Source organism: Mesorhizobium sp. LMG17149 (genome assembly GCF_024518695.1).
Classification (GTDB): Bacteria; Pseudomonadota; Alphaproteobacteria; order Rhizobiales; family Rhizobiaceae; genus Mesorhizobium.
This window is the reverse complement of sequence record NZ_JANIFL010000010.1, coordinates 244088-258456: the sequence shown is the minus strand read 5'-3', so window position 1 is coordinate 258456 and position 14369 is coordinate 244088. Positions and strand designations below refer to the sequence as shown.

12 protein-coding genes and 1 riboswitch are annotated in these 14369 nt (G+C 64.8%); of the genes, 7 read left to right on the top strand and 5 right to left on the bottom strand.

The genetic code is table 11. The annotated features are described in order from the left end of the window. From cobG to NP945_RS23740, 5 genes are all read right to left on the bottom strand, one after another. Positions 1-1503 (bottom strand): precorrin-3B synthase, encoded by a 1503-nt coding sequence (gene cobG, locus NP945_RS23760; RefSeq protein ID WP_256747679.1) that lies wholly within the window; start codon positions 1501-1503, stop codon positions 1-3. Further along, positions 1500-4973 carry a cobaltochelatase subunit CobN gene (gene cobN / locus NP945_RS23755; RefSeq protein ID WP_256747678.1) on the bottom strand — a complete coding sequence of 1158 codons (3474 nt, stop codon included), beginning with the start codon at positions 4971-4973 and terminating at the stop codon, positions 1500-1502. The genes cobG and cobN overlap by 4 nt, the downstream gene beginning before the upstream one ends. An 18-nt stretch (positions 4974-4991) precedes the next feature. Continuing rightward, positions 4992-6044, bottom strand: a complete 1053-nt coding sequence (gene cobW / locus NP945_RS23750) for a cobalamin biosynthesis protein CobW (protein WP_256747677.1) — start codon at positions 6042-6044, stop codon at positions 4992-4994. Between the two features lie 2 nt (positions 6045-6046). Then, a complete protein-coding gene (locus tag NP945_RS23745) occupies positions 6047-6475 on the bottom strand; it encodes a DUF1636 family protein (RefSeq protein ID WP_127382171.1) in 429 nt (142 codons plus the stop codon). A 37-nt stretch (positions 6476-6512) separates the two neighbouring features. After that, positions 6513-6717, bottom strand: a riboswitch (cobalamin riboswitch). 29 nt (positions 6718-6746) lie between these two features. Next, positions 6747-7946 carry a winged helix-turn-helix domain-containing protein gene (locus NP945_RS23740; RefSeq protein ID WP_127810070.1) on the bottom strand — a complete coding sequence of 400 codons (1200 nt, stop codon included), beginning with the start codon at positions 7944-7946 and terminating at the stop codon, positions 6747-6749. A gap of 330 nt (positions 7947-8276) precedes the next feature. On the opposite strand from NP945_RS23740, the gene NP945_RS23735 reads away from it, so the two are divergent. The 7 genes from NP945_RS23735 (at position 8277) to NP945_RS23705 (ending at position 14368) form a co-directional block, all read left to right on the top strand. Further along, entirely contained in the window at positions 8277-8642 is a 366-nt protein-coding gene (locus NP945_RS23735) for an NADH-quinone oxidoreductase subunit A (RefSeq protein ID WP_010910112.1), read from the top strand. Further along, positions 8633-9214, top strand: a complete 582-nt coding sequence (locus tag NP945_RS23730) for an NADH-quinone oxidoreductase subunit B family protein (protein ID WP_013531090.1) — start codon at positions 8633-8635, stop codon at positions 9212-9214. Before NP945_RS23735 ends, NP945_RS23730 begins: the two co-directional genes overlap by 10 nt. A gap of 4 nt (positions 9215-9218) precedes the next feature. Continuing rightward, positions 9219-9821: an NADH-quinone oxidoreductase subunit C gene (locus NP945_RS23725; RefSeq protein ID WP_127382173.1), complete on the top strand. Its 603-nt coding sequence runs from the start codon at positions 9219-9221 to the stop codon at positions 9819-9821. Next, positions 9822-11012 (top strand): NADH-quinone oxidoreductase subunit D, encoded by a 1191-nt coding sequence (locus tag NP945_RS23720; protein ID WP_023812387.1) that lies wholly within the window; start codon positions 9822-9824, stop codon positions 11010-11012. After that, a complete protein-coding gene (locus NP945_RS23715; protein ID WP_256747676.1) occupies positions 11013-12293 on the top strand; it encodes an NADH-quinone oxidoreductase subunit E in 1281 nt (426 codons plus the stop codon). 10 nt (positions 12294-12303) lie between these two features. After that, on the top strand, positions 12304-13608 hold the full coding sequence (nuoF, locus tag NP945_RS23710; RefSeq protein ID WP_127268495.1) for an NADH-quinone oxidoreductase subunit NuoF: 1305 nt from the start codon (positions 12304-12306) through the stop codon (positions 13606-13608). Between the two features lie 70 nt (positions 13609-13678). Continuing rightward, complete coding sequence (locus NP945_RS23705) at positions 13679-14368, top strand: NADH-ubiquinone dehydrogenase (RefSeq protein ID WP_256747675.1); 690 nt, start codon at positions 13679-13681, stop codon at positions 14366-14368. Position 14369 lies beyond the last annotated feature (1 nt).

Sequence of the window (14369 nt, the reverse complement as noted above, 5' to 3'; positions counted from 1 at the left end):
TCATTTCCGTTTTTCAGTTTGTCGGTAAGCCTCGGCGATACCGGCCGGCCCGAGCCTTGTCAGGCAAGCAGCGGCAGTCTCGCCTTGATGTCGTGCGCTGCGGATCATCGCCGCGACGCGACCGATGCCGCGCGCGGCGTCATAGCCCGGCCTGTAGCCCGCAGGAAGGGCCTTTGCCGTCGCGTTCACGACAAGTCCGGCTCCGTTTTCGCCGCCGACTATCGCTAGGGCTGTCGGGCCGGGATGGGCGCAGCCCTTGGCGCAGCCGGAAATGTGCAGCGTGAAGTCGAGGATGTCGGCGTTTTCAGCGGCAATCGTCTCGGCGATCTCGCGCGTGGCAATGCGGCCGGAGGCGCAGGCCGGCGTGCCGGGGCAAGCGGCTATGCGCGTGCGCGGGTCGGTGGGGGCGGTGACGAAGCCGAGGGCGGTGGCGGTGTGTTGGAGGGGGTGGTTGGCTGCCGGTGGCTGACCGAGGAAGAGCAGGGCGCGGCCGGGGGCTAGGCGGATTTCTGAGGTGCCGAGGGCGAGGGCGTGTTGGGCGAGAGCGATTAGCTTGTCGGCCGGCATGCTGCCGTAGGGGAGGGCAATGCCGAGGGCGGTGGCGTCGCCGGCTAAGGGGAAAAGGCCGATAGGTTTACGCGAGGCGCCCCCCTCTGTCCTGCCGGACATCTCCCCCTCAGGGGGGGAGATCGGCAGCTTAGGCGCCGGCTTTTCCTTACCAACACCGGCGATTGGCGAAACCATCGGTGGCAGCGTAATCTCCCCCCTTGAGGGGGAGATGTCTGGCAGGACAGAGGGGGGCGCCTCGCGCAAACTTGTCGAGCATAGCCAACCCGCCAGAGACACCAACTGCCTCTCAGTCAAATCCCTCGCATGAGCCTCGCGGCCTTTTTCGGCAACCATTCTTAGGGCCGCGACGGTGATGTCGCATGCCGAGCCTTCATCGGCAGTGACAAGCCGCCTCGCATTCCACCCGTCACCCGCGACAGACACTCGCCAACGAACTCCGGCATCGGTGCGCGTTGCAGCAAGCCGCACATCGGCCGTCACCGCATCCATTGTCAGTTGCCCGCCGCCGTCGACAACCACCGAAACCTTGGGCCCTAACCGTTGCGTCAGCCCAGCATCCTCGACCGCCGCCCTGATCCGTTCCGCCAGCGGTCGGGGATCGGCAATCTCCTGCGGATCAATGCCGGCCAGCGGCCCGGTCTCGACCGGCACGTCTGTGTGAACCGCAATGGCCAGCGCATCGATCTCCGCTGCCAGCAACGCCGCGCTTTCCGCCGTCAGGCCGCGTATCTGCAAACTGCCGCGCGCGGTCACTTCCATGATGCCGTTGCCATGCCGCAAGGCGGATTCGCAGAGTCCAATCAAAAGCTTCGGCGACAATCCTCCAGAAGATGGGCCTCCAGCAACCGGGTTGAGCCGCACCAAAAACCCGTCACCGGTTTGCATCGGGGCCGACAACGCCGGGCAGGCGCCGCGGCGCGAGAAGGCGTTCATGCCGCCACCCCAAGCGCTTCTGCTTCGGCAATCAGGGCGGTGAGATCGTCATCGACGGAGTTGCGCAGGGGATGCCAGAGGCCACGCCGGCGCGCCGAGAGGAAGCGCTCGGCGATGACTTTGGCAGCGGCGGGGTTCTCGCGCAGGATGAAGGCGCGGACCAAAGGATCGCCCAAATAGGCATCATGCACTGCCTCGATCAGCGTTCCCGAAATGGCGTGAGTCGTTTCGGCAAAGCCGACCAGCCGGTCGACGGTTTCGGCAAATTCGGAGGCGCCGCGTGGGCCGTGGCGCATCTGTCCCGATATGAAGCGTGGATTGACGGCGCGGGCGCGCACCACCCGCGATACGGCCTCACTGAGCGAACGCGGCTTGGGCTTTTGCGGGTCCGTGGTGTCGAGCACGATGACGTCGGCATTCCTGCCGAGCGCCGCAAGGGCTGCGGAAAAGCCGCCGATGAAGGCGACGTCGGCGGAGCCTTCGAGGATGTCGCGGCCGGGGTCGTCGCCGGTGTGGACGAGAAGATCGGCCTCGGCGATGCGGGTTTCGAAGGCGCCGGGCGCGGAGACGCCTTCGCCCTCGGCGCCGCCATAGGCATGCGAGGTGGCGTCGAGATAGGCGCGGCCGATCTCTTCGCGCGCGCTCCAGTCGCCGGAGGACAGGAGATCCTCGACGCCGGCGCCATAGGCGCCGGGCGAGGTGCCGAAGATGCGCGGGCTGAGCTTGCCATCGGCACGGGTTTTGGCCGCGAGCGGGTTTTCCGTATCGTCCTCGTCGCGGGCGGCCACCGCGTTGGCGGCGGCATCGATCAGCGCGATCTGGGTCGGGAACATATCGCGGAACAGGCCCGAAATGCGCCAGGTGACATCGACGCGCGGCCTTCCGAGCGTGGCCGGCGGCAATACCTCGATGCCGGTGATGCGGCCGGTCGCCGAATCCCATTGCGGCCGGCAGCCCATCAGCGCCAGGCCTTGCGCGATCTCCTCGCCGCCGGTGCGCAGTGAGGCCGAGCCCCACAGGTCGATGACCAGCGAGCGCGGCCAGTCGCCATGCGACTGCATGTAGCCGCGCACCACTTCCTCCGCCGCTGCCTTGCCCAGATCATAGGCGGTCGGCGTCGGCATGGTGCGTGGGTCCGAGGTGAACAGGTTGCGGCCGGTGGGCAGAACGTCCGAGCGACCCCGCGCGGGCGCGCCGGCCGAGCCGGCCTTGACGTGGCGGCCATCGAGCGCGGCGAGCAGCGCCGCTTTCTCGGCGTCAGCGCTTTGTCGCCGCATGGCGTCGGGTTCATCCTCAGGGGCGCGGCCATAGATATGCAGCCCATCCTTGATGGCGAAATCCTTGAGGTCGCAGAGCCAAGCGTCGATGCGGCGCAGCGCTTCGTCCGGGGCGTCGGTCTTCCCGACACCGGCTTCGGTGGCGAGACCGGTCTTTTGCGCGGTGTCGACGATCAGTTTCGCCAGACGGTCTCGGCGGCGGCGGTCGAGTCCGTCGGCCTGGGCATATTCATCGACCAGCCGCTCGAGCTTGTGTTGATTTTCGTCGAGCCCGGCGCCGGTCAGCGGCGGTGGCAGATGACCAAGGGTGACGGCGGCGATGCGGCGCTTGGCTTGCGCCGCTTCGCCTGGGTTGGAGACGATGAAGGGATAGACGACGGGCAAGGCGCCGGTGACGATCTCGGGAAAGCAGTTCTCCGAAAGCGCAACGGTCTTGCCCGGCAGCCACTCCAGCGTGCCATGCGCGCCGACATGGACCAGCGCGTGGACGCCGAGCGACTTGCGCAGCCATAGGCCAAAGGCGATCAGCGCATGGCGTGGGGGTAAAGTCGGGTCGTGGTAGTCGGCCCGGCGGTCGGCGGAGCGGCCGCGATCCGGGGCGAGGGCGATGGTGATGTTGCCGAAGGCGGCGGCGCGGAAGGGGAAGCTTCCGCGCGAGGGGGTCTCGCACAGCCCTAAGTCATCTTCTGCTGTCCCCCAAGCGGCTTCTACCGCTGTAATCGCACCCGTCGGCAATTCTGTCGAAAGAGCGAGATAATCGTCCAGCCTCAGCCCATCGCCGCTTAACCCCAGCAGCCCCAGCAACTCACGCGGCGTCTCCGGAATCTCCTCAACCCCGTAGCCCTGATCCCGCAGGTCCTGCAGAATGGCCAGCACGCTGGACGGCACGTCGAGGCCGACGGCATAGCCGGTGCGGCCGGGGGCGCTGGGATAATCCGGCATCAGGATCGCCAGCTTGCGCTCGGCGCGGGGCGTCTCCTGCAGGCGGATAAAGGCCGCGACGCGGTCAGCCACTTGCGCCACGCGATCCGGTTCCGGCCGGTTGGCGAAAGCGCGGTGGCCAAGTGCTGGATCGATCTCGCTCTCGCCCTTGAAGGAAATGGCGCCGGCCAGGATGCGGCCGTCGAGCTCGGGCAGCACGACATGCATGGCAAGGTCGGCGGGCGCCAGGCCGCGCTGGTTGTTCTCCCAGATGTCGCGGCGGGTGGTGGCGACGATGACCTGGAAGACCGGCACGCCGGCGCGGTCGAACAAGGTCTCATTGCCGGGTTCGGCACCGGACGCGAAAGCGGTAGCGGTGATGATGGCGGCGGGTTTCAGTGAGGCGAGTGCTGTTTCCACGAACGCCAGGGATGCCGGGTCCTTGAGGCTGGAGACGAAGATGGGGACTGGGTTGATGCCGCGCTGTCGCAGAGCTTCAAAAAGTGCGTCGATCGGCGCGACATCGGCGGCCAGCAGCATCGAGCGGTAGAACAGGATAGGCACGACCTTTCCCTCCCCCTCGAGGGGAGGATGGCCCGCAGGGCCGGGTGGGGTCGGTGCGACTGGACGCGGCGTCTCTTTAGGCCGGCGCGCTTCGGAGAGGACCCCACCCCCGGCCTGCGGCCGGACCCTCCCCTCGAGGGGGAGGGGAACGACGCCACGTCCGGGTTCGTAGTAGCCAGCTTTGGGCACGGCGACCGGTTCGACGAAAGGCGCATCCGACCCCGCCAGCCGCGCCAATCTCCGCACCAGCGCGCTCATATTCGCCGGGCCGCCCTCGCGGAAATAGTCGAGCAGGCCGTCCAACTCTTCGCGCGGCAGCGTCGAGGCTTCGATCAGGCGCAGATCCTCGTCGCGGCATTCGCCGGGCAGCAGCGCCAGCTTTATGCCGCGTTCGCGGGCGGTCGAGGCGAGCTGGTCGCAGCCGTAGCGCCACCAGTCGTAGCCGCCGAGGATGCGCACGAGGATGATCTTGGCGTGGCGGGCGACGCTGTCGACCCAGAGGTCGACGGACATGGGATGGCGCAGGTCACGAAGTGCGGCCAGCCGCATCGAGGGCAGGCGGCCGGCATCGGCCTTCCAGGCTGCCGCCAGTCCGGCGAGATCGCTGTCGGTGAAGGACAGCGCCACGATATCCGCCGGCGTCTGCCGCAGATCGACCGGCTCGGCGAGGTCGTCGAGCGAGGCGGATGTCGTGGTGAGGATGTGCATCGCGACCCGTGTCCGAAATCAGCCGGCGAGTATACGCTCGATCGCCGGGCGGTTCAGCCCTTTCAGGCCGATGACGACGAGACGCGAGCGGCGGTCGTCCTGCGCGGTCCAGGCGCGGTCATAGTAATGATTGACGCGCGGCCCGACGGCCTGCAGCAAGAGCCGCATCGGCTTGCCGCCGACTTCGACGAAGCCTTTTACGCGCAGCACGTTCTCTTCTTCTGCGACGGTGGCGACGCGCTTTGCCAGCTCGTCCGGATTGGCGATCGAGGCAATGTCGACGATGAAGGTGTCGAAGTCGTCATGCTCGTGGTCGAACGCGCCGTCATGATGGGACTTGCGGTTCTGGATGTCGTCCTCGACGGCGAGACCGAGCCCGAGCAGCACCGAGGGATCGACCTTGCCATGCGATGTCGGCACGATCTTCACCGCGCGGGCGGAGTGTTCGTTGATGATGGTGTTGGCGCGGGCGGTGCCGGCTGCGTCCATCAGGTCGCTTTTCGACAGGATGATCAGGTCGGCGCAGGCGATCTGGTCCTCGAACAGTTCTTCCACCGGGTCGTCGTGGTCGAGCGTCTCGTCCCCGGCGCGCTGCGCCTGCAGGGCATCCATGTCGTTGGCGACGCGGCCTTCGGCCAAGGCCGGGCCGTCGACCACGGCAATGACGCCATCGACAGTCACCCGGCTTTTCACGCTCGGCCACTGGAAGGCCTGGACCAGCGGCTTGGGCAGCGCCAGGCCCGAAGTCTCGATCAGGATGTGGTCGACCCTCGGCGTCAGCGACAGGATCTTGTCAAGCGCCGGGACGAAATCATCGGCGACGGTGCAGCAGATGCAGCCATTGGCCAGTTCGACGATGTTTTCCTCCGGGCAGGTGTCGATGCCGCAGCCCTTCAGGATCTCGCCGTCGATGCCGATGTCGCCAAACTCGTTGACGATGATGGCAATGCGCTTACCGCCGGCGTTTTCCAGGAGATGGCGGACCAGCGTCGTCTTGCCGGCGCCGAGGAAGCCGGTGACGACGGTGCAGGGAACGCGGGAGAGGTTCGCAGACGAATCTGGGGCAGTCATGGTCAGTCCTTCAGCATGTCGAGGGGAGGGATGCGGGCAACGAGGCCACGCTTCAGGCTATCGGGACGGCCACGCCAGGGAATGAGACCGTCGGTCGAGGTGGCGAAAAGCTTGGCGCCCGTGACGAGGTCGGCCCCGCTGGTCTCGGTCAGGTCGCCAAAGACATAGCTCCAGCAGCCGTCCCGCAGGATGGCGGCGCTGAGACGCCGCTTGCAATTGCCAAGGCATTCGACGCTGCGGATGCGGATGTCGTCGCTGGATGCGGCGCGGCGCGTATCCTCCGCCAGCAATTCGCCGGCGCGGGGATGAGCGTCGGAGCCGGTCTCATCGCGGCAGGAGGCGCAGACGATGATGGTGACGCCGGCCAAGGCATCATCATGGCCGGACGAAATATCCGCTGTGCCAGCCGAAAAACTGCTGTCGTGGTCCAAGATCGGGCTCCTTGCCCGGAAACCCGCCGGGCGATCGGATTCTAAAGTCGCAGACGGCAGGTCTCCTGGCTCGCGGGTCATCGCCTTGGTAGCCGCCTTCCCGGGAACTCCCCAGTGGCTTTCGGCCTTGGCTCTTCGCTTACAGTTGCGGGGACAGCCGCGGATTTGGGACTTTGCCCCGCACCGCATTCCCTCTTAGCTCTTGCCGTTGCGGGCAAGAGACCATCTGAACCGGATTTAGGCTTTTGCGGGCGGCGGTGTCAACGCGAGCTTACGACATGGCGATGTCGGCCAGCGCCGGACCCAAATCGCCGGCCGGGGTCACTTCCATGCGCTCTAGGCCAAGCCAGCCCTGCATCTGCTTCAATTCCTCGAACAGTTCTGCAGCGGTTTCAGGCGGCGCACCCGGCTCGGCATAGGCCGCATGGACCCGCAGTATGCTGGCCGGACGGTCGGCCTTGAGGTCGACGCGTGCCACGATCCTGTCGCCGAGCAGGAACGGCAGGACATAATAGCCGTATTGCCGCTTGTCGGCAGGCGTGTAGATCTCGATGCGGTAATGGAAATCGAACAGCCGCTCGGTGCGCGATCGTTCGAAGACGACCGGATCGAAGGGCGCCAGCAGGGCGCGGGCCTCGACTTTGCGCGGCAGGCGGGCGTCCCGGTGAAGATAGGCCGGCTTGTCCCAGCCTTCGACACGCACCGGCAGCAATTCGCCTGTTTCGACGAGCTCCTCCAGCCGGCCCTTCATGTCCGCCGGCGAAAGCCGAAAATAATCGCGCAAATCGCCTGAAGTCGCCACGCCGTGGGCGCGGGCGGAAATGCGCAGCAATTCGCGGTGCGCGTCCTCAGGCGTCGGCACCGGCAGATCGAGGACCGCCTGCGGCAGCACGCGCTCGGGCAGATCATAGAAGCGCTCGAAACCGCGACGGTGCGCCGTGGTGATGCGTCCGGCCCAGAACAGCCATTCGAAGGCATGCTTGGCGTGGCTCCAGCCCCACCAGCCGCCCGAGCCTTTCTGGCCTTCGAGCGCGGAAGCGGCGATCGGGCCGCGCTCGGCGACCTGGCGGTAGATCTCCTCGATATAGGCGGCATGTTCGCGGCCCCATTTGGCGAGCCCCAGATACATTTCCTCGCCGCGCTCGGCGCGCTGCATGCGCCAGCGCATCAGCGGGTAGGTCTCGACCGGCAGGAAGGACGCCTCGTGCGCCCAGTATTCGAAAACCGTGCGCTTACGCGTCACGGCCGCGTTGTCGAGCAGCGAGAACGGGTAGGGACCAAGGCGCGAATAGAGCGGCATATAATGAGCGCGCACCACCGCGCTGACGGAATCGATCTGCAGCAGGCCGGTGCGGGAGAGGGTGCGGGCAAAATGCCGGCGGTCGGGCGTGCCGGTCGGGCGGGGATCGAGAAACCCCTGGGCGGCAAGTGCGATGCGACGGGCCGTGGGGAGCGAGATCTTTTCCTTCATGCAGGCATCACTTTGAAGTGTTTGACCGAGGGTCGAATGGCTGATTCCAACCCATGCTAGCAGGGTTTTGGCTGCATCCATGTCAGGAGAGAAAAGTGGAGTAAAAAGCGAAGGAAATCAAACAGGAGCGGATCGGACCAGTTTGCCGCGATATGCCGTCCAGGTCGGTGTTTTGAACAAGGTTTGACTTGCTTCGCTGGAAGTGCTGCGCTAACCCTCGCCGCGTTGCAGCATAGGCCCTTAAAACGGTTCAGCGGTTAAACTGTCACGCTTCCGCATTAGGGTCCGGTGCTGTAATCAAACTGGATTGGCGCCAACGGAAAGCCGAGCATGAACGCACTCTTGAGCTCATACCTGCCCATCGTCCTGTTCATAGGCGTGGCGCTGGTTGTCGGCCTGGCGCTGCTGGCCGCGCCCTTCCTGGTGGCCTACCGCAATCCCGATCCCGAAAAGCTTTCCGCCTACGAGTGCGGTTTCAACTCGTTCGACGACGCCCGCATGAAGTTCGACATCCGTTTCTACCTGGTGTCGATCCTGTTCATCATCTTCGACCTGGAAGTGGCCTTCCTGTTTCCGTGGGCGGTGTCGTTTTCGAAGATCGGCATGCTCGGTTTCTGGTCGATGATGGTGTTTTTGGCGGTGCTGACCATCGGCTTTGCCTATGAATGGAAAAAAGGAGCGCTGGAATGGGATTGAACGACAGTTCAGGCACCCTCGTCGCGCCGAAGCCCAAGGGTATTATCGATCCCAACACCGGCAGGCCGGTGGGGGAGGACGATCCCTTCTTCCTCGAGATCAACAACGAGTTGGCCGACAAGGGCTTTTTGGTCACTTCGACCGAGGCGCTCATCACCTGGGCGCGCAGCGGGTCGCTGATGTTCATGACGTTCGGCCTCGCTTGCTGCGCGGTCGAGATGATCCACACCTCGATGCCGCGCTATGATTCGGAGCGGTTCGGCGTCGCGCCGCGCGCGTCCCCGCGCCAGTCCGACATCATGATCGTCGCCGGCACGCTGACCAACAAGATGGCGCCGGCGCTGCGCAAGGTCTACGACCAGATGCCGGAACCGCGCTACGTCATATCGATGGGCTCCTGCGCCAATGGCGGCGGCTACTACCACTACTCCTATTCGGTGGTGCGCGGCTGCGACCGCATCGTGCCCGTCGATATCTATGTGCCCGGCTGCCCGCCGAGCGCCGAAGCGCTGCTCTACGGCATTCTTCTCTTGCAGAAGAAGATCCGCCGCACCGGCACGATCGAACGGTAAATCCATGACCGCATCCCTGAGCGAACTGTCGAACTATCTCGGCGAGAAGCTGATCGGCCGCGTGAACGAGGCTGATATCGCCTATGGCGAACTCACCATCCGCGTCGAGCCGCGCGATCTGGTCGAGGTCATGACCTTCCTGCGCGACGATGCGCGCTGCCAGTTCATCTCGATCATCGACGTCTGCGGCGCCGACTATCCGTCGCGGGCCAAGCGCTTCGACGTCGTCTATCATCTGTTGTCGCCGAAGCAGAATGTGCGCATCCGCATCAAGGTGCAGGCCGACGAGGAAACCATGGTGCCATCGATCACCGGCGTCTTTCCCGGTGCCGACTGGTTCGAGCGCGAGACCTACGATCTCTACGGCGTGCTGTTTTCGGGCCATCCCGATTTGCGCCGCCTGTTGACCGACTATGGTTTCGAAGGCCATCCGCTGCGCAAGGATTTCCCGCTGACCGGCTTCGTCGAGGTGCGCTACGACGACGAGGCCAAGCGCGTTATCTATGAGCCGGTCGAGCTCAAGCAGGAATTCCGCAATTTCGATTTTTTGTCCCCGTGGGAAGGTACGGATTACGTGCTGCCGGGTGACGAGAAGGCAAAGCAGTAAATGGCTGAAACTTCGGTCCGCAACTTCAACATCAATTTCGGCCCGCAACACCCTGCGGCGCACGGCGTTTTGCGCCTTGTGCTGGAGCTGGACGGCGAAGTCGTCGATCGCGTCGATCCGCATATCGGGCTCTTGCATCGCGGCACCGAAAAGCTGATCGAGGCCAAAACCTACCTGCAGGCGATTCCCTATCTCGACCGGCTCGACTATTGCGCGCCGATGAACCAGGAGCACGCCTTCGCGCTTGCCGCCGAGCGCCTGCTCGGCATCGAAGTGCCGAAGCGCGGCCAGCTGATCCGCGTTCTCTACTGCGAAATCGGCCGCATCATGTCGCACATCCTCAATGTGACGACGCAGGCGATGGACGTCGGCGCGCTGACGCCGCCGCTGTGGGGCTTCGTCGAGCGCGAAAAGCTGATGGTGTTCTATGAGCGCGCCTCGGGTTCGCGCATGCATGCCGCTTACTTTCGCCCCGGTGGCGTCCATCAGGATCTGCCGCAGAAATTGGTCGAGGACATCGGCAAGTGGATCGACCCGTTCCTGAAGTCGATCGACGACCTCGATCAGCTGCTGACCGGCAACCGCATCTTCAAGCAGCGCAATGTCGACATCGGCATCGTCTCGCTGGCCGATGCCTGGGCCTGGGGTTTTTCGGGCGTGATGGTGCGCGGTTCGGGTGCTCCCTGGGACCTGCGCAAGTCGCAACCCTATGAATGCTATTCGGAAATGGATTTCGACATTCCGATCGGCAAGAACGGCGACTGCTTCGACCGGTACCTCGTGCGCATGGAAGAAATGCGCCAGTCTGCGAAGATCATGCGCCAGTGCGTCGATCTCCTGCTCGGCAAGGAAAGCACCGGGCCGGTGTCGAACCTCGACGGCAAGGTGGTGCCGCCCAAGCGCCAGGCGATGAAGCGCTCGATGGAAGCGCTGATCCATCACTTCAAGCTCTACACCGAGGGTTATCGCGTGCCGGCCGGCGAGGTTTACGCCGCGGTCGAGGCGCCGAAGGGCGAATTCGGCGTCTATCTGGTTTCCGACGGCTCCAACAAGCCCTACCGCTGCAAGCTGCGCGCGCCGGGTTTCGCGCATCTGCAGGCGATGGATTTCCTCTGCCGCGGCCACATGCTGGCCGACGTCACCGCCGTTCTCGGCTCCCTCGACATCGTGTTTGGTGAGGTCGATCGCTAAATGTCAGTCCGCCGTCTCGCAGAAGCCAGCGTCCAGCCAGCATCCTTCGCCTTCAACCGGGCGAACGCGGCTGCGGCGAAGCAATGGATCAAGAAGTACCCGAAGGGCCGTGAGCAGTCGGCCATCATTCCCTTGCTGATGATAGCGCAGGAGCAGGAAGGCTGGGTGACGAAGGCGGCCATCGAGACGATTTCCGACATGCTCGGCATGCCGCGTATCCGCGGGCTCGAAGTCGCGACCTTCTACACGCAGTACCAGTTGAATCCGGTCGGCACGCGTGCGCATATCCAGGTCTGCGGCACCACGCCCTGCATGCTGCGCGGTTCGGAAGCGCTGATGGATGTGTGCCGCTCCAAAATCCATCACGACCAGTTCCACGCCAACGACAAGGGCACCTTGTCCTGGGAAGAGGTCGAATGCCTTGGCGCCTGCGTCAACGCGCCGATGGTCATGATCTTCAAGGACACGTTCGAGGATCTGACGCCGGAACGCCTGGCTGAAATCATCGATCTCTATGACGCCGGCAAGGGTGCTTCGGTGGAACCGGGGCCGCAGAACGGCCGCACCGGCTCCGAGCCGGCCTCCGGCCTCACCACGCTGAAGAGCGAAAAGGCGATCCTCAAGTCGACCCGCGAAAGGGAGGCCAGGGAGGCCGCCAAGGCCGCCAGGGCGGCGCCCGACGCGATCATCGCGGCGCCTGTGCCGGGGCCGGCCGCGGCCCCTGTCGAACCGTCCAACACCAGCAAGCCGAAGACCGACGCTCCTGAAACCAGCCCGGCATTGAAGACGCCTTCAAAAACCAAGGTCGCGCCGGCGGTTGAAAAGGCGGCGAGCGTTGCCGCGCCGCTGCATTCGGCCGCCAACGCCAACAAGGCGGACTCCAAGGTCGAGCAGGTTTCCAAGCAGCGCAGCGGTCCGATAACCAAGGCCGAGCCGGCATCCGCCTTCAAGGCGCCGGAGGTCAAGGTGCCGGCGGCCAAGCCGGCCAAACCGTCGCTCGGGGACAAAAACCGTCCGGCCGGAATCGATAAACCGGCACAGGTCGACGACCTCAAGCTGATCTCCGGCGTCGGCCCCAAGATCGAGGGCATCCTGCATACGCTCGGCATTTTCACCTTCGCGCAGGTCGCGTCGTGGAAGAAGGCCGAACGCGAGTGGGTGGATGGCTATCTCTCTTTCCAGGGCCGCATCGATCGCGACGACTGGGTCAAGCAGGCCAAGGCGCTCGCCAAGGGTGGCGTCGCCGAATACATCCGCGTCTTCGGCAAGAAGCCGGTCTGAGGGACGAAAAATGCTTCAGGACAAAGACCGCATCTTCACCAATATCTACGGCCTGTTCGACAAGTCGCTGGCCGGCGCCATGGCGCGCGGCGCCTGGGACAACACGCCCGGCATCGTTGCCAAGGGGCGCGAGTGGATCGTCAACGAGATGAAGGCGTCGGGCCTGCGCGGCCGCGGCGGCGCCGGCTTCCCGACCGGTCTCAAATGGTCGTTCATGCCCAAGCAGAGCGATGGCCGGCCGAGCTATCTCGTCATAAACGCCGACGAATCCGAGCCCGGCACCTGCAAGGACCGCGACATTCTGCGTAACGACCCGCACACGCTGGTCGAGGGCGCGCTGCTTGCCGGTTTCGCCATGGGCGCGATTGCCGCCTACATCTATGTGCGCGGCGAGTTCATCCGCGAGCGCGAGGCGCTGCAGCGCGCGATCGAGGAAGCCTATGAGGCCAAGCTGATCGGCAAGAACAACACCTCCGGCTATGATTTCGACATCTACATGCACCACGGCGCCGGCGCCTATATCTGCGGCGAGGAGACTGCACTCCTCGAAAGCCTCGAAGGCAAGAAGGGCCAGCCGCGGCTGAAGCCGCCATTCCCGGCCAATGTCGGCCTCTATGGCTGCCCGACCACGGTCAACAATGTCGAATCGATCGCGGTCGCGCCGACCATCCTGCGCCGCGGTGCGGCCTGGTTCTCGTCCTTCGGCCGGCCCAATAATGTCGGCACCAAGCTGTTTTGCATCTCCGGCCACGTCAACAATCCGTGCACGGTCGAAGAGGCGATGTCGATTCCGTTCCGCGAGCTCATCGAGACGCATTGCGGCGGCATTCGCGGCGGCTGGGACAATCTTTTGGCGGTCATACCGGGCGGCGCCTCGGTGCCGCTGGTGCCGGCCGAGCAGATCATCGACACGCCGATGGATTTCGACGCGCTGCGCGACCTCAAATCCGGCCTTGGAACCGCGGCTGTCATCGTCATGGACAAGTCGACCGATGTCGTGAAGGCGATCGCGCGGCTTTCCTACTTCTACAAGCACGAGAGCTGCGGCCAGTGCACGCCATGCCGCGAAGGCACCGGCTGGATGTGGCGGGTGATGGAACGGCTGGTGCGCGGCGAGGCGCAGAAGCGCGAGATCGATATGCTGCTCGACGTCACCAAGCAGATCGAGGGCCATACGATCTGCGCGCTTGGCGACGCGGCGGCATGGCCGATCCAGGGACTGATGCGGCATTTCCGCGGCGAAGTGGAGCGGCGCATCGACGAGTTTTCGCGCAATGCGCACCGGGCCGAGCCTGTGATGGTGGCGGCGGAATAGAAGAATGTTTACGCGGGCGGAAGTCCGCAGCGAAGGGCGGGGCGAACGAAGAAACGACCAGGAGAACTCTATGGCGCCGTATTCGAACCCGCTGATGCCCAATTTGGACCAGATCGAGAAGATGAACCAGGACTTGACCAGGATGATGCCGAAGGAGATGGCTAGCGCCGTCAACCTTTTCGTGCATCCTGTGGCGGGTGCAGCGGCGATGTCGGCGCTTGGCCTCGGGCTCGCCAATCATGCTTTCGGCGTCTGGCTGGGCGCGCTTTCAGGCGCGGCAGAAGCCTCGCAGCGGCTGCTGCAGCCGATAGTCGATGATTTCAAGGCGCGCGTCGCGCAGTTCGAAGATCCAAGTCCTTCCTCCACCAAGGCACGGGCGACGGCGAAAACCATGATCGCCGAGGCGCAGTCCTTCGCCCGGGAGGTCACCGATATTGCCGCCAAGGAAGCCGCCACTGCCGTGCCGGCCGCAAACGCCGCTCCGGCGACAAGCGGCGCCGGCGATGCGCTGATGCCCGAGGATTTCAGGCAGCCGAACGCCATGGAGAAGCCGGCCATTCCGGCAGATCTCAAGGCCATCTCGGGCATCGGGCCGAAGCTGGAAAAGGTTCTCAACGGCCTCGGTATCTGGACGTATGCCCAGATCGCGGCATGGACGCCGCAAGAGGTTGCCTGGGTCGAGGACTATCTGTCGCTCGGCGGCCGCATCGGCCGCGACGATTGGAAAACCCAAGCGGCGGCGCTCGCCGTCAAGATGTGAA

Bases quoted from the DNA above. Each gene is read 5' to 3' on its own strand.
- cobG (WP_256747679.1), bottom strand. From the start codon at position 1,503: ATGAACGCCTTCTCGCGCCGCGGCGCCTGCCCGGCGTTGTCGGCCCCG.
- cobN (WP_256747678.1), bottom strand. From the start codon at position 4,973: ATGCACATCCTCACCACGACATCCGCCTCGCTCGACGACCTCGCCGAG.
- cobW (WP_256747677.1), bottom strand. From the start codon at position 6,044: ATGACTGCCCCAGATTCGTCTGCGAACCTCTCCCGCGTTCCCTGCACC.
- NP945_RS23740 (WP_127810070.1), bottom strand. From the start codon at position 7,946: ATGAAGGAAAAGATCTCGCTCCCCACGGCCCGTCGCATCGCACTTGCC.
- NP945_RS23735 (WP_010910112.1), top strand. From the start codon at position 8,277: ATGAACGCACTCTTGAGCTCATACCTGCCCATCGTCCTGTTCATAGGC.
- NP945_RS23730 (WP_013531090.1), top strand. From the start codon at position 8,633: ATGGGATTGAACGACAGTTCAGGCACCCTCGTCGCGCCGAAGCCCAAG.
- NP945_RS23725 (WP_127382173.1), top strand. From the start codon at position 9,219: ATGACCGCATCCCTGAGCGAACTGTCGAACTATCTCGGCGAGAAGCTG.
- NP945_RS23720 (WP_023812387.1), top strand. From the start codon at position 9,822: ATGGCTGAAACTTCGGTCCGCAACTTCAACATCAATTTCGGCCCGCAA.
- NP945_RS23715 (WP_256747676.1), top strand. From the start codon at position 11,013: ATGTCAGTCCGCCGTCTCGCAGAAGCCAGCGTCCAGCCAGCATCCTTC.
- nuoF (WP_127268495.1), top strand. From the start codon at position 12,304: ATGCTTCAGGACAAAGACCGCATCTTCACCAATATCTACGGCCTGTTC.
- NP945_RS23705 (WP_256747675.1), top strand. From the start codon at position 13,679: ATGGCGCCGTATTCGAACCCGCTGATGCCCAATTTGGACCAGATCGAG.